This is a genomic window from Streptomyces sp. NPDC049577 (assembly GCF_040675635.1).
GTDB lineage: Bacteria > Actinomycetota > Actinomycetes > Streptomycetales > Streptomycetaceae > Streptomyces.
This window is the reverse complement of the sequence record NZ_JBFAPH010000150.1, coordinates 1-15,630: the sequence shown is the minus strand read 5'-3', so window position 1 is coordinate 15,630 and position 15,630 is coordinate 1. Positions and strand designations below refer to the sequence as shown.

General features: G+C 72.7%; 16 protein-coding genes and 1 pseudogene. 12 read left to right on the top strand and 5 right to left on the bottom strand.

Going from position 1 to position 15,630, the window contains the following annotated elements:
- Both AB0K09_RS18245 and AB0K09_RS18240 read right to left on the bottom strand, forming a co-directional pair.
- Positions 1-291, bottom strand: a pseudogene (locus AB0K09_RS18245) (SAM-dependent methyltransferase); the annotation flags it as partial.
- A 250-nt stretch (positions 292-541) separates the two neighbouring features.
- Positions 542-967, bottom strand: coding sequence for a pyridoxamine 5'-phosphate oxidase family protein (locus AB0K09_RS18240; protein ID WP_366066387.1), 426 nt, complete (start codon positions 965-967; stop codon positions 542-544).
- Between the two features lie 137 nt (positions 968-1,104).
- Here AB0K09_RS18240 and AB0K09_RS18235 point away from each other — a divergent pair, with 137 nt between their 5' ends.
- The 5 genes from AB0K09_RS18235 (at position 1,105) to AB0K09_RS18215 (ending at position 5,039) form a co-directional block, all read left to right on the top strand.
- Positions 1,105-2,427 (top strand): M48 family metalloprotease, encoded by a 1,323-nt coding sequence (locus AB0K09_RS18235; protein WP_366066386.1) that lies wholly within the window; start codon positions 1,105-1,107, stop codon positions 2,425-2,427.
- A 33-nt stretch (positions 2,428-2,460) separates the two neighbouring features.
- Positions 2,461-2,883, top strand: coding sequence for a nuclear transport factor 2 family protein (locus tag AB0K09_RS18230; RefSeq protein ID WP_366066385.1), 423 nt, complete (start codon positions 2,461-2,463; stop codon positions 2,881-2,883).
- A 289-nt stretch (positions 2,884-3,172) separates the two neighbouring features.
- Positions 3,173-3,673: a hypothetical protein gene (locus AB0K09_RS18225; RefSeq protein ID WP_366066384.1), complete on the top strand. Its 501-nt coding sequence runs from the start codon at positions 3,173-3,175 to the stop codon at positions 3,671-3,673.
- Between the two features lie 96 nt (positions 3,674-3,769).
- Positions 3,770-4,126 (top strand): histidine triad nucleotide-binding protein, encoded by a 357-nt coding sequence (locus AB0K09_RS18220; RefSeq protein ID WP_366066383.1) that lies wholly within the window; start codon positions 3,770-3,772, stop codon positions 4,124-4,126.
- A gap of 4 nt (positions 4,127-4,130) precedes the next feature.
- Positions 4,131-5,039 (top strand): ribonuclease Z, encoded by a 909-nt coding sequence (locus AB0K09_RS18215; protein ID WP_366066382.1) that lies wholly within the window; start codon positions 4,131-4,133, stop codon positions 5,037-5,039.
- Between the two features lie 57 nt (positions 5,040-5,096).
- On the opposite strand, the gene AB0K09_RS18210 is transcribed toward AB0K09_RS18215, so the two are convergent.
- On the bottom strand, positions 5,097-5,900 hold the full coding sequence (locus tag AB0K09_RS18210) for an HAD family acid phosphatase (RefSeq protein ID WP_366066381.1): 804 nt from the start codon (positions 5,898-5,900) through the stop codon (positions 5,097-5,099).
- Positions 5,901-6,058: 158 nt separating this feature from the next.
- Here AB0K09_RS18210 and AB0K09_RS18205 point away from each other — a divergent pair, with 158 nt between their 5' ends.
- On the top strand, positions 6,059-7,144 hold the full coding sequence (locus tag AB0K09_RS18205; RefSeq protein WP_366066380.1) for an S-(hydroxymethyl)mycothiol dehydrogenase: 1,086 nt from the start codon (positions 6,059-6,061) through the stop codon (positions 7,142-7,144).
- A 426-nt stretch (positions 7,145-7,570) separates the two neighbouring features.
- Here the strand turns inward: AB0K09_RS18205 and AB0K09_RS18200 are convergent, their stop codons facing one another.
- On the bottom strand, positions 7,571-8,068 hold the full coding sequence (locus AB0K09_RS18200; protein ID WP_366066379.1) for a MarR family transcriptional regulator: 498 nt from the start codon (positions 8,066-8,068) through the stop codon (positions 7,571-7,573).
- 59 nt (positions 8,069-8,127) lie between these two features.
- Here AB0K09_RS18200 and AB0K09_RS18195 point away from each other — a divergent pair, with 59 nt between their 5' ends.
- A complete protein-coding gene (locus tag AB0K09_RS18195) occupies positions 8,128-9,054 on the top strand; it encodes an EamA family transporter (RefSeq protein WP_366066378.1) in 927 nt (308 codons plus the stop codon).
- Between the two features lie 17 nt (positions 9,055-9,071).
- Positions 9,072-9,713: an NAD(P)H-binding protein gene (locus AB0K09_RS18190; RefSeq protein WP_366066377.1), complete on the top strand. Its 642-nt coding sequence runs from the start codon at positions 9,072-9,074 to the stop codon at positions 9,711-9,713.
- Between the two features lie 32 nt (positions 9,714-9,745).
- On the opposite strand, the gene AB0K09_RS18185 is transcribed toward AB0K09_RS18190, so the two are convergent.
- Positions 9,746-11,080 carry a 6-phospho-beta-glucosidase gene (locus AB0K09_RS18185; protein WP_366066376.1) on the bottom strand — a complete coding sequence of 445 codons (1,335 nt, stop codon included), beginning with the start codon at positions 11,078-11,080 and terminating at the stop codon, positions 9,746-9,748.
- A 79-nt stretch (positions 11,081-11,159) separates the two neighbouring features.
- Here AB0K09_RS18185 and AB0K09_RS18180 point away from each other — a divergent pair, with 79 nt between their 5' ends.
- The 4 genes from AB0K09_RS18180 to AB0K09_RS18165 all read left to right on the top strand — a co-directional run bounded on the left by AB0K09_RS18180 (position 11,160) and on the right by AB0K09_RS18165 (position 15,257).
- Complete coding sequence (locus AB0K09_RS18180; protein WP_366066375.1) at positions 11,160-12,302, top strand: PfkB family carbohydrate kinase; 1,143 nt, start codon at positions 11,160-11,162, stop codon at positions 12,300-12,302.
- A gap of 130 nt (positions 12,303-12,432) precedes the next feature.
- Positions 12,433-13,446 (top strand): PhoH family protein, encoded by a 1,014-nt coding sequence (locus tag AB0K09_RS18175; protein ID WP_366066374.1) that lies wholly within the window; start codon positions 12,433-12,435, stop codon positions 13,444-13,446.
- A 12-nt stretch (positions 13,447-13,458) separates the two neighbouring features.
- On the top strand, positions 13,459-13,956 hold the full coding sequence (gene ybeY, locus AB0K09_RS18170) for an rRNA maturation RNase YbeY (protein WP_366066373.1): 498 nt from the start codon (positions 13,459-13,461) through the stop codon (positions 13,954-13,956).
- On the top strand, positions 13,953-15,257 hold the full coding sequence (locus AB0K09_RS18165; protein WP_366066372.1) for a hemolysin family protein: 1,305 nt from the start codon (positions 13,953-13,955) through the stop codon (positions 15,255-15,257). The genes ybeY and AB0K09_RS18165 overlap by 4 nt, the downstream gene beginning before the upstream one ends.
- Positions 15,258-15,630 lie beyond the last annotated feature (373 nt).

Below are 15,630 nucleotides of genomic sequence, written 5' to 3'. Positions count from 1 at the left end.
GGAGTGGTCCACGGCGTCGCCCTCGAAGCCCAGCGCGGCCCGGTGGATCGCGTTGCGGCCCGGGCCGCAGCCCAGGTCCAGGGCGCGGCCCGGGGCGAGGAGCCCGCGGTCGAGGTAGGAGACGAGGCTCTCGTCCGGCTTCGCGACGAAGAACGGCACCGGCTTCGCGCGGTCCCGGTAGAAGCCGTCCCACCAGGATGCGGCGCCCTCCGTCCAGCGGTCCGCCTCCTGGGGGAAGAGCTCGTCGAGGAGTCTGAGTACGTCGTCGACCGTGCGGATGTCGCGGTCCATGCGGGCCCCCTTCGCTTCCTGCGATCTTAGGCAGGGTGGGGGCGAAAGCCCTGGCCGGTAGGGGCTGTTCGAGTCTCTTGGCGCGCATGTGGGCGGCTGTGACAGGAGGCGGAAGGGCACCACTCGCGAGGGCGGGCGAAGCGCTGCCCGCGCCCCCGCCGAAGGCCCTGACGGGGCCGCGGGTGGCCGAACCGGCCGGGGTATTTCGGCGGGGAGTTTCGACGGCGGGAGCCGGCGGGTGCCGGCGCTGTCAGAACGCTCCCAGGCCCGCGGAGACCCAGTGCTCCGGCCGCATCCGGATGACGACGTGCTCACCGAGCCGGGTCCGGTCGTACTCCACGAAGCCGGCGACCTTGTCCTGCGGCAGGTACCGCGCCGCCATCTCCCGGGACCGCTCCGGGCTGTCCGGATCCGTCCCGGTCACCGGGCCCTCCACCGACACGTAGCGCACCGTGGGTTCGGTCCGCTGGACCATCAGGCTGAAGCGCCCCGCGGCCAGGATCGCCCGCGCCTTCCGGGACTCCGGCCCGGTACGCACCCACAGCTCGCCGCCCGGCGTGTAGTGGTACCAGATGGGCACGGTCAGCGGTGCACGGTCCGGCTGTTCGACGACCGACAGCGCGCCGATATGAGGTTCGGCCAGGAACTGCTCTCGTTCTCGCGTGGACAGTGTCATGCGACCGACCCTAACGGCGTCCGGAGTGCGCCGCACCGACCGTACGGATCGAGCCATTCGCCGGATGTCCCGCGCGTCGCGGTATCGAACAGTTCTATGCTGCGCCGTCATTGACCGGGGGGAACGGGGGAGTGACGGTGCGGAACGCCATCGAGGAGAACGTCCGGGCGTGCCCGGAGTGCGGGGCGGAAGTGCGGACGGATCGCCGGTTCACCGCGTGGTGCGCGGCCTGCGACTGGAACGTGGATCCCGGAGGACCGGAGAAGGAGGCGGGGCGGCCGGAGGAGTTACGGCAGGCGTCGGCCCGGCGGCACGGGGAGCGCCTGTCGGCGGAGGTCGCGGCCGGCGGGACGCCGACGTCGGGCTGGGACCGGGCCGGGGTCCTGGCGTACGTCATGGCGCTGGCCGTCCACGGGGTCACGGTGGCGCTGGCAGTCGGAGGGATCCTGCTGGTGGTCCTCGGATGGGGGACCCTGCTGCCGGCCCTGGGTGCCATCTCCCTGGTGCTGGGCTGCGCCCTGCGACCCCGCTTCGGCCGGCTGCCGGACGGGCCGGTGCTGTACCGGGCGGACGCGCCGCAGCTGTTCGCCCTGATCGACGAGGTCGCCGTCGTCGCCGGCACCACAGGCGTGCATGCCGTCGCCGTGACGCCCGATGTCAACGCGAGTGTCACGACCTATGGTTGGCGACAGCGCCGGCTGCTGACCATCGGGCTCGGACTGTGGGAGTACGCGACCCCGCAGCAGCGCATCGCCCTGCTGGGGCACGAACTCGGCCACTATGCCAACGGGAACGTCCGGTACGGACTGGTCGTCGGAAGCGCCGTGCGGTCGCTGACCGAATGGCTCTACATGGTGCAGCCGGAGTCGAAGTCGCCGGTCTTCTACGGGGGGCGCCTTGTCGGCTACTTCCGGGCCCAGCGCGTCCCGAGTGTGGTGCTCAACGTCTTCTACCTGCCGGCACGCAGCGCCGTTCAAGGCCTGCTCACCTTGCTCGACCGGCTCTCCTCGCGCGCCGCGCAACGCGGTGAGTACCTGGCCGACGCCATCGCCGCCCGGGCCGGCTCGACCGAGGCCGCCGTGGGCCTCATCGACTGCCTCCTCGTCACCGGCTCGGCCGAGACGCTGCTGCTCCGCGAGGCCAATGCCGCCAGGACCGTGCGGCGCGGCGGCAGGGCGGCAAAGCCCGGCGTGGATCCGCGCGGCCTCTGGGAGCGGCTGGCCGCGCACATGGCCTCCATCCCGGAGCACGAGTACGAGCGTCAGCGCCGCGCCGGGGCCCTGCGCGGGCACAGTGTCGACGCGACCCACCCGCCCACCCATCTGCGCCGCGCCTGCCTGCTGGCCAGACCCGCCGCGCCCGCCGCCGTGACCGTGGACGACGCGCGACAGACCGCCATAGCGGTCGAACTCGCTCCCGCGCAAGAACAGTTGGCGCGCCAGATTCTCGCCCGCTCTTGACCCCGGGCGTGGTCCGGCTGTGAGACTCGTGTCATGTACAACTACTCGGAGCACCACCACGCCATCACGACCCTGGCCGGTCGTTTCTTCCGCTCCCTGGACGAGCGCCGCATCGACGACGAGTGGGCGCGGCGCTTTCTCACCGAGAAGGTTCGTTTCGTCACCCCCATCGGCGCGACCGAGGGCGCGGCGGACGCCGCCCGGCTCTTCGCCGACGCGCTCGCGCGGTTCGACCGGACCCAGCACGTGGCGGCGGACGTCCTGGTCGACGTCGAGCCGGACGGCGAGCGCGCCACCGCGTCGTGGAACGCGCTGATGATGCACGTGAAGCCCGACTCCACGCTCTTCACCGTCGGCGGCCGCTACGAGACGGAGCTGGTGCGCACCCCGCAGGGCTGGCGCTTCGACCAGGTGTCCGCCGAGCAGATCTGGACCACGGGCGAGCCACCGGCCTGATCCTTTGCCCAACGGTCGACCCACCGGCTCCCCGCCGCGCCTGACGTCCACGGCATGACTCCGACGAACCTGGCGGCGACCGCCGCCGCACTTCCGCACGCCGTGCGCGCCGGCAGCCACGGCACGCTCGTCATCGTCGAGCGAGGCGACGGCTGGCGGTACTTCTCGCTCCCAGCCGTACTCGTCCCACACCAGGGCGTCCTTCCGCCCCACCCACCGGAGTGGGAAACTGCCCCCTATGGGAGCGTTGAGGCGTTTACGTGTCCCGAGCCGGCGTACCCGGTACGCGGTGGCCGTCGCCCTGGTCGCGGGCGCGGCCGTGCCGGCCCTCGCCGGCTGTGACCCCGTCGGCGGGCTCGACACGGTGGCCGTGGCCGTCACCACCCAGAAGCAGGCCGCCGCCGTGCTCCAGCGCGACGGGGTGCGCGTGGCCTGGCTGAGCTGTCAGGGCAGAGCCGAGCGCGGCGGCCCCGACGAGCACGGCTCGCCCCGGCCCGTCACCGCCGTCGGCGTGGACTGCGAAGGCCGCACCGAGGACGGCCGGAAGATCATCGTCTTCGGCACGGTGACGGGCATCAGCGGCGATGCCTGCGTCCGGGGCCGGCTGACCGCCAAGGTCGACGGCAGGACGGTGTTCACCGCGTCCGTGCTCGGCGACTGCTCCCGGGCGAGCACCGGCACGCCCACCGGCGACGGCTGGAGCCCGCCGCCCACGACGACGGAGAAGCCCGGCCCGTCGCACCACCCGCACCCCTCACCGAGCTGTTCGAGCACCTTCCGGGGCAAGTGACCCGCGCTCGGACGTGCGGCCCGGCCGGTCGATCACCTTTCGACGGCCCGGTAACATCCGGACCGTACGAGCCGACGACCCGGGAGGAGATCACCGGTGGCGGGAGAACCGCAGGCCGACTGCCTGTTCTGCAAGATCGTCTCGGGGGAGGTGCCGGCGACCGTCGTACGGGAGACCGAGACGACCGTCGCGTTCCAGGACATCAACCCCCAGGCGCCCGTACACGTCCTGGTGATCCCCAAGGTGCACTACCCCGACGCCGGGTCGCTGGCCGCCGCCGAGCCGGGGATCGCCGCCGACGTGCTGCGTGAGGCGGCCGAGGTCGCCCGCCAGGAGAACGGCGACAAGGGCTTCCGCATCGTCTTCAACACCGGCGCCGGCGCGGGCCAGACCGTCTTCCACGCGCACGCCCACGTACTGGGCGGCCGCGGCTTCAACTGGCCCCCCGGATAGGCGCGTGTCCGTACGCGAACTCGTCGTCCTCGGCACCGCCAGCCAGGTGCCCACCCGGCACCGCAACCACAACGGCTACGTCCTGCGCTGGGACGGCGACGGCATCCTCTTCGACCCCGGCGAGGGCACGCAGCGTCAGATGCTGCGCGCCGGGGTGGCCGCGCACGACCTGAACCGGATCTGCGTCACCCACTTCCACGGTGACCACTCCCTCGGGCTGGCCGGCGTCATCCAGCGCGTCAACCTCGACCGGGTGCCGCACCCGGTCACCGCGCACTTCCCCGCCAGCGGCCGGCGCTTCTTCGAACGACTGCGCTATGCCACGGCGTACCGGGAGACCGTCCAGCTGGTCGAGGCCCCGGTCGCCGGGCCCGGCGGGACGCTCGTCGACACGGGGGCGTACGCCCTCGAGGCGCACCGCCTCTCGCACCCCGTCGACTCCTACGGCTACCGGCTCACCGAGCCCGACGGGCGGCGCATACTGCCCGAGCGCCTGGCCGCGCACGGCATCACGGGCCCGGACGTGGGCCGTCTCCAGCGCGAGGGCTCGCTGGGCGGGGTCCGGCTCGACGAGGTCAGCGAGGTCCGGCGCGGGCAGCGGTTCGCGTTCGTGATGGACACGCGGCTGTGCGAGGGGGTGTACGCGCTGGCGGAGGGGTGCGACATGCTCGTCATCGAGTCGACGTTCCTCGACGAGGACGAGGCGCTCGCCGTCGAGCACGGCCATCTGACGGCGGGCCAGGCGGCGCGCGTCGCCGCGGAGAGCGGGGTGCGGCACCTGGTGCTCACGCACTTCTCGCAGCGTTACGAGGACCCCTCCGAGTTCGAACGGCAGGCGCGGGCGGCCGGGTTCGAGGGCGAGCTGACGGTCGCCAAGGACCTGATGCGGGTGCCGATACCCAAGCGGCGCTGAGGGCGCCGGCGGGCGCACGAGGGGGGCGGGGGCCGGGCCCCCGCCCCCGGCGCCGTCCTACGGCAGGAAGTACATCGGGTTCGGCAGCTTGTAGGTCTTGTCCGCGTGGCCGCCGGACAGGTCGCTGTACTGGTCGCCGAAGTTGGCGACGATGTGGTAGCCCTGCGACTCGATGTGGGCCCGCGTGCCCGACTTGTACTCGACGGTCGTGCACTTCGCGCCGCACGGCAGGTACGCCGGCGGGGTCGTCTTGTTCTTCAGGAAGAAGTGCGCCGTGTCGGCGGCCGGCTTGTAGCCCGCGTTCTTGAGGTTGCGCACGCTCCAGTCGCGCTGGTGCTCGTCGCGGCCGGTGACGAAGAAGACCGTGATGCCCTTGGACTGGGCCCAGTTGACCAGCTGCGGCATGCCGAAGACCGGGGCCATGTCGGTGGACTTCAGGTACGCGTCCTGCGACTCGGGCGTGAAGTGGAAGCCCTGCTGGAGCTCGTAGTTGTAGGTCAGCAGGGTGGTGTCGTCCACGTCCAGGACGATGGCGGGCTTGTCCTTGCCACCCTTGCCCTTGGCGCGGTTGGCGACCACGTGCTCGAGGTGGGCCTTGGCCTTCTTCTCGATGCCCGCGACCTGCTTGGCGTAGTTGCTGTCGGCCGAGGCGTAGTGCTGGCCGTTCTTGTCGACGGTGTCGCCGTAGTAGGCCTTGATCTGGTCGGTGACCTTGGTGAGGTTCGGGATCTCCTTGTCCGTGCGCGGGGCCGCGTGGTCGGCGGAGGCCGACCCCGCCGCGAAGAGGCCGGCGCCCGCCGCGACGGCGGCGACGGTGGCGCCGGCTATGCGGGCGCGCTTGGACGTCAGGGATCGTGCCACGTGAATACTCCTGGGTAACAAGGACGGATCAGCGTGAAGCTAGAGGCTTGATCTGGTCTGGTCAAGGGCCTGGCCGCCGCGTCTCTACGCGCGGAGAAGTGGTCCCGGGCGTACCGTGTGGGCAGGCGTGATCAGTGACACGAAGGGTGGGGCCAGTCATGGCGCAGGAAGTCCGCGGGGTCATCGCACCCGGCAAGAATCAGCCGGTCCGGGTGGAGACGGTCCTGGTGCCGGATCCGGGCCCGGGGGAGGCCGTGGTGAAGGTGCAGGCGTGCGGCGTGTGTCACACGGACCTGCACTACAAGCAGGGCGGCATCAACGACGACTTCCCGTTCCTTCTCGGCCACGAGGCCGCGGGCGTCGTCGAGGCGGTGGGCGACGGCGTGACGGAGGTGGCCCCGGGCGACTTCGTCATCCTCAACTGGCGCGCTGTCTGCGGCCAGTGCCGGGCCTGTCTGCGCGGGCGTCCGCAGTACTGCTTCGCCACGCACAACGCACGGCAGAAGATGACCCTGACGGACGGCACCGAGCTGACCCCGGCGCTGGGTATCGGTGCCTTCGCCGAGAAGACGCTGGTCGCGGCCGGTCAGTGCACGAAGGTCGACCCCGGCGTCTCCCCGGCCGTCGCCGGCCTGCTGGGCTGCGGCGTCATGGCGGGCATCGGCGCGGCCATCAACACCGGCGGGGTCGGCCGGGGCGACTCCGTCGCCGTCATCGGCTGCGGCGGCGTCGGTGACGCGGCGATCGTCGGCTCCCGGCTGGCCGGGGCGGCCCGCATCATCGCCGTCGACATCGACGACCGCAAGCTGGACATGGCCCTGCGCATGGGTGCCACCCACACGGTCAACTCCCGTACGAGCGACCCGGTCGAGGCCGTCCGCGAGCTGACGGGTGGCTTCGGCGCGGACGTCGTCATCGAGGCGGTCGGCCGTCCGGAGACGTACGAGCAGGCCTTCTACGCGCGGGACCTCGCCGGCACGGTCGTCCTGGTGGGTGTGCCGACGCCGGACATGAAGCTGGAACTCCCCCTGCTCGACGTCTTCGGCCGGGGCGGCGCCCTGAAGTCCTCCTGGTACGGCGACTGCCTGCCGTCCAGGGACTTCCCGATGCTCATCGACCTCCACCAGCAGGGGCGGCTGGACCTGGGGGCGTTTGTGACGGAAACGATCGAACTGGGCGACATCGAGAAGGCGTTCGAGCGCATGCACGGCGGAGACGTCCTGCGCTCGGTGGTCGTCTTCTGACCCCCCCGCCTCCGGCGCGGTTCCGGGCGGGGTGTGTGAGGGGCTCGCCCCCTCGACCCCTCCGCCGCGACGGTGCCCAGCCGCGACGGCGCGTCCCGGCGGTGCCCTCCGGCCTCCGGCCGGGTGGGGTGGGGTGTGTGAGGGGGCTTGCCCCCTCGACCTCCTCCTCCGCCGCGACGGCGCTCAGCCACGGCGGCGCGTCCCGGCGGTGCCCTCCGGCCTTGGGCCGGTCCGGCACCGCCGGGCAGGTTGTTCTCGCTTCCCGCCGTTGCGGCGGGCGAGGGAAACGGAGTGCTGTCCTGGCGCCTGGCCGGGGGCCGAGGGGGCTTGCCCCCTCGCCCCCCTTCTCCGCCGCAGCGGTGATCAGCCGCGACGGCGCAGTCCGGCGGTGCCCTCCGGCCTCCGGCCGGTTCGGCGCCGCCCGCGCTACTTCTCCCCGTCGCCCAGCGACAGCAACAGGTCCCGCAGCGCCGCCGCCAGCGCGTCCCGGCCCTCCGGGGGAAGCGCAGCCAGGAGGCGCGTCTCCGTCGCGAGGTGGTCCGGGAGGGCCCGGTCGATCAGGGCGCGACCCTCCTCCGTCAGTTCGACCCGCACGCTGCGGCCGTCCGTCTCGCTGGGCGTGCGGACGACCAGGCCGCGCGCCTCCAGCCGGTCCAGGCGCTGGGTGATGGCGCCGGACGTGACCATCGCCGAGCGCATCAGCTGGGCCGGCGTCAGCCCGTGCGCGGGCGCGCTGCGGCGCAGCGTGGCGAGCACGTCGAACGACGCGCTGTCGAGCCCGTGCTCCGCGAACGTGCGGCGCAGCTCGGCACTGATCAGCGAGGAGAGCCGCTTCAGGCGCCCGATCACCGCCATCGGCGAGACGTCCAGGTCGGGGCGGCGCTCGGCCCACTGTTCCAGCACTCGGTCGACGTGATCGGTCATGACGGCCAGCTTATCGCCGACCCCTGGTATTTGGCTTAGCGCTGAGATACATTGTCTTAGTGCTAAGCAATCGGTTCGCCCTCCTGCTCGTCACCGCACTGGCTCCCGCCGTCTGGGGGACCACCTACCTCGTCACCACCGAACTCCTGCCGCCGGGCCGCCCGCTGCTCGCCGCGGCGATACGGGCCCTGCCGGCCGGGCTCCTGCTCGTCGCCGTCACCCGCAGGCTGCCGAGCGGGGTGTGGTGGTGGCGCTCCCTGGTGCTCGGCACGCTCAACATCGGCGCCTTCTTCGCGCTGCTGTTCGTCGCCGCGTACCGGCTGCCCGGCGGGGTGGCCGCCACCGTGGGCTCCGTCCAGCCGCTCATCGCGGCCGGACTCTCCGCCGCCCTGCTCGGCACACGGCTCTCGGCGCGTACGGCGATCGCCGGCGTCGCGGGCGTGGCCGGCGTGAGCCTGCTCGTGCTGCGCGCCGGTGCCCGGCTGGACGGCCTCGGTGTCGCCGCCGCGGCCGGTGGCGCGGTCGTCATGGCCACCGGCGTCGTCCTCAGCAAGCGCTGGACGTCGCCCGCGCCGCTCCTGGCCACCACCGGCTGGCAGCTCGTCGCCGGCGGGCTGCTGCTGCTCCCGGCCGCGCTGTTCGTCGAAGGCCCGCCGCCCGCACACCTGACCAGCGGCAATCTGACCGGCTACGCCTACCTCGCCATCATCGGCGCGGCCGTCTCCTACGCCCTGTGGTTCCGCGGCATCCGTGCCCTGCCGGCCACGGACGTCACCTTCCTCGGCCTCCTCAGCCCCCTGGTCGCCACGGTGCTCGGCTGGCTCGTCCTCGGCCAGGACCTGACCCCCATGCAGGCGCTGGGCGGCGTTGTCGTCCTCGCGTCGCTGGTCATGGCCCAGACGGGCAGGAAGCCGACGCCCCCCGCCGCGCGGCCCCGGCCGCACGACCCCGTACTCACCACCACCACTACGACCAGCACCCGCTAGCAAGGAGCACCCAGCCCATGCGTATCACCGTCTTCGGAGCCGCCGGAAACGTCGGCAGCCGCGTCGTCACCGAGGCGCTCGCGCGCGGACACGAGGTCACCGCCGTCGTCCGCGACCCCGCCCGCTTCCGTGAGCTGCCCGCCGGTGCCCGGCCCCGCGTCGGGGACGCGACGGACGCCGACGGCGTGGCCGCGGCGGCGGCCGGACAGGACCTGCTGATCGGCGCCACCCGTCCCGCGCCCGGGAGCGAGGCGGCACTCGTCGCCGCCGCCGGTGCGCTGCTGGCCGGAGCCGCCCGCACAGGCGTCCGGCTGCTGGTCGTCGGCGGCGCCGGCAGCCTGACCGTGCCCGGCAGCGGCGGTACGGCCGTGGCCGACGATCCGCAGTATGTGCCCACCGCCTGGCGGGACATCGCGCTCGCCTGCGTCGCCCAGTGGGAGACGTGCCGCGCCGACACCGACGCGGACTGGGCCTATCTGTGCCCGCCCGCCCTCCTGGAGCCGGGCCGGCGGACGGGAACGTACCGGCTGGGCGGCGGCGAGCTGCTGCTCGACGCCGACGGCACCTCGGCGATCTCCATGGAGGACCTCGCGGTCGCGCTGCTCGACGAGGCCGAGCGGCCGCAGCACCGCCGCGAGCGGTTCACCGTCGCGTACTGACCCGCCTGATCCGCGTGGCCCGCCTGGCCCGCTCACACATGGGAGCCCGCCAGGATGCGCTCCGCCACGGCCGGGGAGTCCACCAGCGGGTGCAGCGCCAGCGCCCGCAGCGCCGCGTCCTCGCGGGCCGAGCCCGCCCGCAGCGTCGCCGCTTCGATCGTGGCCTGCTCGACCGCCTTGAGCTGGAGCATCAGCCCCAGCTGGTCCACCCGCAGGGGCGCGCACGGCAGCGGACGGGCGCCCTTGGCGCCGACCTCGCAGACCGTCTCGACGATCGCGTCCGGGTCCAGGGCCGGCACGGTCGTGCCGTTGGGGACGTTGAGGATGAGCCGGGTGCGCTCGTCGCGGGCGATGGCCCGCATCAGGGCCAGGGCCACCCGGTCGTATCCGCCGCCCTCCAGGTCGCAGGAGTCGCGCTGCCAACCGCCGCTGGCCGCGCGGCTCTCGGCCATGTACGTCTCCTCGCGCCGCAGCCGCGTCCGCTCCCACAGCTCGTACGCCGCCTCCGGCGAGGCCGCGGCCTGTTCGAAGAAACGGCTCTGCTGTTCGTCGAGGAACTCGCCCCGGGTCCGGCCGGCCCCCTGGACCGAACGCAGCGTCTCCCGCCGGAAGTAGTAGTAGTGCAGGTATTCGTTCGGGAGGGCGCCCAGCGCGCGCAGCCAGCGCGCGCCGAAGAGCTTGCCCTCCTCGAAGGAGGCCAGCGCCCGTTCGTTCCGCAGCAGCCCCGGCAGCAGTTCCTGCCCCTCCACCCGCAGGGACCGCAGCCAGCCCAGGTGGTTGAGACCCACGTAGTCGTACTCGGCGGCCGCCGCGTCCACGCCGGTCGCGCGCGCCGCGCGCCGCACCAGCCCGACGGGTGAATCGCAGATGCCGATGACCCGGTCACCCAGGAGGGAGGCCATCGCCTGCGTCACCATCCCCGCCGGATTGGTGAAGTTGATGACCCACGCGTCCGGCGCGACGGCCGCCACCCGCCCGGCGATCCGCAGCGCCTCGGGGACCGTCCGCAGCCCGTACAGCACCCCGCCCGCACCGACCGTCTCCTGCCCCAGCACGCCCTCGGCCAGCGCCGCCCGCTCGTCGCGCACCCGGCCGGCCGTACCGCCCACGCGGATCGCGGAGAAGACGAAGTCCGCGCCGCGCAGCGCCTCGTCCAGGTCCGTGGTGGTGCGCACCCGCGGCGCGTCCGGATCGCCGCCCGCCTGGGCGGCCAGGACCGACGCGATCACATCGAGTCTCGCCGAGTCCACGTCGTGCAGGACGAGCTCCTCGCAGCGGCCCGGCACCCGGCGCCGGGCATCCTCCAGCAACGCCCGGTGCACGAGGGGCACCCGGAATCCGCCACCGCCCAGAATCGTCAGCCTCATGTTCCGGAACGTACCTCAGCATCGGGCACACTGTGCGGATCCACGCGTCCGTGCACCCCGAGAGGAGCGGCGAGCGAGCATGACGGTCCCTTCGCCCCAGGCGGCACCGCAGACGGAGACCGGGAGTGAACGGTTCGAGGGCGCGGCCCCCGTCCTCGACCCCCTCGCCCAGGTCCGCACCGACACCGACCCGGCGACCGACGTCTATCTGACCGGAACCGTCTTCCTCGACATCATCTTCACCGGCCTCGACTCGGCCCCCGTGCGCGGCACCGAGTCCTGGGCGCGCGGCATGGGCTCCAGCCCCGGCGGCATCGCCAACATGGCCACCGCCCTGGCCCGGCTGGGCCTGCGCACCTCGCTGGCGGCGGCCTTCGGCGACGACATGTACGGCGAGTACTGCTGGGAGGCGCTCTCGCGCGGCGAGGGCATCGACCTGTCGCTCTCGCGCGTGGTGCCGGGCTGGCACTCGCCGGTCACCGTCTCCATGGCGTACGAGGGCGAGCGCACGATGGTCTCGCACGGCCACGAGGCCCCGCCGCCGGAAGAGCCCGCCCCCGAGTGCCCGCCGCCGGCCCGGGCGGCCGTCGCCCTCCTCGTCCCCGGCCGGCAGGAGGAGTGGATCACCCGGGCCGCCCGCCGGGGCACCCGTGTCTTCGCCGACGTCGGCTGGGACGAGACCGGGCGCTGGGACCCCTCCGACCTCGCCGACCTGGAGCATTGCGAGGCGTTCCTGCCGAACGCGGAGGAGGCCATGCGCTACACCCGCACCGACTGCCCCCGGGCCGCCGCGCGGGCCCTCGCGGACCGGGTGCCGCTGGCCGTGGTCACCATGGGCGAACGGGGCGCGTACGCGGTCGACGGGCGCACCGGCGAGAGCGCGGAGGTGCCCGCCATCGCCGTCGAGGCCCTCGACCCGACCGGCGCGGGCGACGTCTTCGTCGCGGGCTTCGTCACCGGCACCCTCGCGGGCTGGCCCCTCGCCGACCGCCTGGCCTTCGCCGGCCTGTCGGCGGCGCTCTCCGTCCAGGAATTCGGCGGCTCGCTGTCCGCGCCGGGGTGGGTGGAGATCGCCGCGTGGTGGCAGCACGTGCGCTCCTACGACGACCAGGACCGCTCGACGCTGCGGCGGTACGGCTTCCTGAACGACCTCCTGCCCGCGGCGGCCCGCCCGTGGCCCCTGCGGAGGGCGGTCCCGACACTGGGGTTCCGGCAGGGGTAGCCCGCCCGGTCCCGGGAGCGAAAAACCCCTCCAAGGAGCGGCAAGGGGCGGCGTACCCTTGATATCCCAAAGGTTGTGTCGGACACATGAACGCAAGAAAGAGGGGATGAGCAGGCCAGAGAGCCGGCCCATGACTCAGACACCCATCCAGCCGCAGGCACAGGCGCGCTTCACGGTCCCGGCCAAGCACCCCATGGTGACGGTCCTCGGCTCCGGTGACGCCCTCCTGCGTGTGATCGAGAAGGCCTTCCCGTCCACGGACATCCATGTGCGGGGCAATGAGATCAGCGCCACGGGGGAGCAGCGGGAGGTCGCCCTCGTCCAGCGTCTGTTCGACGAGATGATGCTGGTGCTCCGCACCGGCGCGCCGATGACGGAGGACGCGGTGGAACGGTCGATCGCCATGCTGCGCAACGAGGGCGGCGAGGCCGACGCGGGGGAGACGCCCGCCGGCGTCCTCACCCAGAACATCCTCTCCAACCGCGGTCGCACCATCCGCCCCAAGACGCTGAACCAGAAGCGCTACGTCGACGCGATCGACAAGCACACCGTCGTCTTCGGCATCGGCCCCGCCGGCACCGGCAAGACGTACCTGGCCATGGCCAAGGCGGTCCAGGCCCTGCAGTCCAAGCAGGTCAACCGGATCATTCTGACCCGGCCGGCGGTCGAGGCCGGCGAGCGCCTGGGCTTCCTGCCCGGCACGCTCTACGAGAAGATCGACCCCTATCTGCGCCCGCTCTACGACGCGCTGCACGACATGCTCGACCCCGACTCCATCCCGCGGCTGATGGCCGCCGGGACGATCGAGGTGGCGCCCCTGGCGTACATGCGCGGCCGGACGCTCAACGACGCGTTCATCATCCTGGACGAGGCGCAGAACACGAACCCCGAGCAGATGAAGATGTTCCTCACCCGGCTCGGCTTCGACTCCAAGATCGTCATCACGGGTGACATCACCCAGATCGACCTCCCCGGCGGCACCAAGAGCGGTCTGCGCCAGGTCCGGGAGATCCTCGACGGCGTCCCGGACGTCCACTTCTCGATGCTGACCAGCCAGGACGTGGTCCGGCACAAGCTGGTGGGCCGTATCGTCGACGCGTACGAGAAGTACGACGAGAAGTACGACAACCGCAACGGAAAGTAAGTTCGAAGACCCATGTCCATCGACGTCAACAACGAATCCGGCACGGAGGTCGACGAGCAGGCGATCCTCGACGTCGCCCGCTACGCCCTCACCCGGATGCGCATCCACCCGCTCTCCGAACTCTCGGTCATCGTTGTCGACGCCGACGCCATGGAGCAGCTCCACATCCAGTGGATGGACCTTCCCGGCCCCACCGATGTGATGTCCTTCCCGATGGACGAGCTGCGCCCGCCGGCCAAGGACGACGACGAGCCCCCGCAGGGCCTGCTCGGTGACATCGTGCTCTGCCCCGAGGTCGCGAAGAAGCAGGGCGAGGAGGCGCCGACCCGGCACTCCATGGACGAGGAGCTCCAGCTCCTGACCGTCCACGGCGTGCTGCACCTCCTCGGCTACGACCACGAGGAGCCCGACGAGAAGGCCGAGATGTTCGGCCTCCAGGCCGCCATCGTCGACGGCTGGCGGGCCGAGCGCGGCATCGAAGGGCCCTCCCCGGCTCCCACGTTCACATGACCGGTCAGCTGATCGCCGCCGCGGTCCTGCTGCTCGTCGTCGCCTGGCTCGCCGCCTGCGCCGAGGCCGGACTCGCCCGGACCACCCGGTTCCGGGCCGAGGAAGCCGTACGGCTCGGGCGGCGCGGCAGCGCGCGGCTCCTGGCCGTCGCCGCGGACCCCACCCGCTATCTCAACGTCGCCCTGCTCGTGCGGGTCGCCTGCGAGATGGCGGCGGGCGTCTTCGTCACCTACGTCTGCCTGGAGGAGTTCGACGCCACCTGGCAGGCGCTGACCGTCGCCATCGCCGTGATGGTGCTGGTCTCCTACGTCGCCGTCGGCGTCTCCCCGCGCACCATCGGCCGCCAGCACCCGCTCGGCACGGCCACCGCAGCCGCGTACGTGCTGCTGCCGCTGGCCCGGATCATGGGGCCGGTGCCCCGGCTGCTGATCCTCCTCGGCAACGCCCTCACCCCCGGCAAGGGCTTCCGCATGGGCCCCTTCGCCTCCGAGGCCGAGCTGCGGGCCCTGGTCGACCTGGCCGAGAAGGAGTCGCTCATCGAGGACGAGGAGCGCCGCATGGTGCACTCCGTCTTCGAGCTCGGCGACACGCTCGTGCGCGAGGTGATGGTGCCGCGCACCGACCTCGTCGTCATCGAGCGCGGCAAGACCATCCGCCAGGCCCTCACGCTCGCGCTGCGCTCCGGCTTCTCCCGCATCCCGGTGACCGGCGAGAGCGAGGACGACATCGTGGGCGTCGTCTACCTCAAGGACCTGGTCCGCAAGACCCACATCAGCCGGGACGCCGAGAGCGAGCTGGTCTCGACGGCGATGCGGCCCGCGGTCTTCGTCCCCGACACCAAGAACGCCGGCGACCTGCTGCGCGAGATGCAGCAGCAGCGCAACCACTGCGCCGTCGCCATCGACGAATACGGCGGCACGGCCGGCATCGTCACGATCGAGGACATCCTGGAGGAGATCGTCGGCGAGATCACCGACGAGTACGACCGCGAGCTGCCGCCCGTCGAGGAACTGGGCGACGGCCGCTACCGCGTCACCGCCCGCCTCGACATCGGCGACCTCGGCGAGCTCTACGGCCTGGAGCTCGACGACGAGGACGTCGAAACGGTCGGCGGCCTCCTGGCCAAGTCCCTGGGCCGGGTCCCGATCGCGGGCGCGACGGCGGAGGTGCGCCTGGAGGACCGCGGCCTGGACCCGCACCTCACGGCTCTCCGCCTCACCGCCGAGGCGGCAGCGGGCCGAAGGAACCGCATCGTGACGGTGGTAGTGGAACCGATCCGCGACTCCGAGCTCCCGGACTAGCCCCCGCCCTCCGGCCCGGGGGGGCCGAGGGGGCTCGCCCCTCGCTCTTTTCCCGCCGCGGCGGTGATCAGCCCGGGTGGTGCGGTCCGGCGGTGCCTTTCCGGCCTGGGGCCGGTTCGGCACCGCCGGTCCGGTTGTGGCCGCTTCTCGCCGTCGCGGCGGTATGGAGGGGCCCCGGGGGTGGAGGGGGCTTGCCCCCTCGCTCTTTCCCGCCGCGGCGGTGATCAGCCACAGCGGCGCAGCCCGGCGGTGCCGTGCGGCCTCCGGCCCGGGGGTCCGAGGGGGCTTGCCCCCTCGTTCTTTCCCGCCGCGGCGGTGATCAGCCCGGATGGCGGGGTCCGGCGGTGCCCTTCCGGCCTGGGGCCGGTCCGGC

What these genes read in the sequence shown, in the direction of transcription:
- AB0K09_RS18240 (WP_366066387.1), bottom strand. Translation starts at nt 967, where the DNA reads ATGACACTGTCCACGCGAGAACGAGAGCAGTTCCTGGCCGAACCTCAT.
- AB0K09_RS18230 (WP_366066385.1), top strand. Translation starts at nt 2,461, where the DNA reads ATGTACAACTACTCGGAGCACCACCACGCCATCACGACCCTGGCCGGT.
- AB0K09_RS18205 (WP_366066380.1), top strand. Translation starts at nt 6,059, where the DNA reads ATGGCGCAGGAAGTCCGCGGGGTCATCGCACCCGGCAAGAATCAGCCG.
- AB0K09_RS18200 (WP_366066379.1), bottom strand. Translation starts at nt 8,068, where the DNA reads ATGACCGATCACGTCGACCGAGTGCTGGAACAGTGGGCCGAGCGCCGC.
- AB0K09_RS18190 (WP_366066377.1), top strand. Translation starts at nt 9,072, where the DNA reads ATGCGTATCACCGTCTTCGGAGCCGCCGGAAACGTCGGCAGCCGCGTC.
- AB0K09_RS18185 (WP_366066376.1), bottom strand. Translation starts at nt 11,080, where the DNA reads ATGAGGCTGACGATTCTGGGCGGTGGCGGATTCCGGGTGCCCCTCGTG.
- AB0K09_RS18180 (WP_366066375.1), top strand. Translation starts at nt 11,160, where the DNA reads ATGACGGTCCCTTCGCCCCAGGCGGCACCGCAGACGGAGACCGGGAGT.
- AB0K09_RS18175 (WP_366066374.1), top strand. Translation starts at nt 12,433, where the DNA reads ATGACTCAGACACCCATCCAGCCGCAGGCACAGGCGCGCTTCACGGTC.
- ybeY (WP_366066373.1), top strand. Translation starts at nt 13,459, where the DNA reads ATGTCCATCGACGTCAACAACGAATCCGGCACGGAGGTCGACGAGCAG.
- AB0K09_RS18165 (WP_366066372.1), top strand. Translation starts at nt 13,953, where the DNA reads ATGACCGGTCAGCTGATCGCCGCCGCGGTCCTGCTGCTCGTCGTCGCC.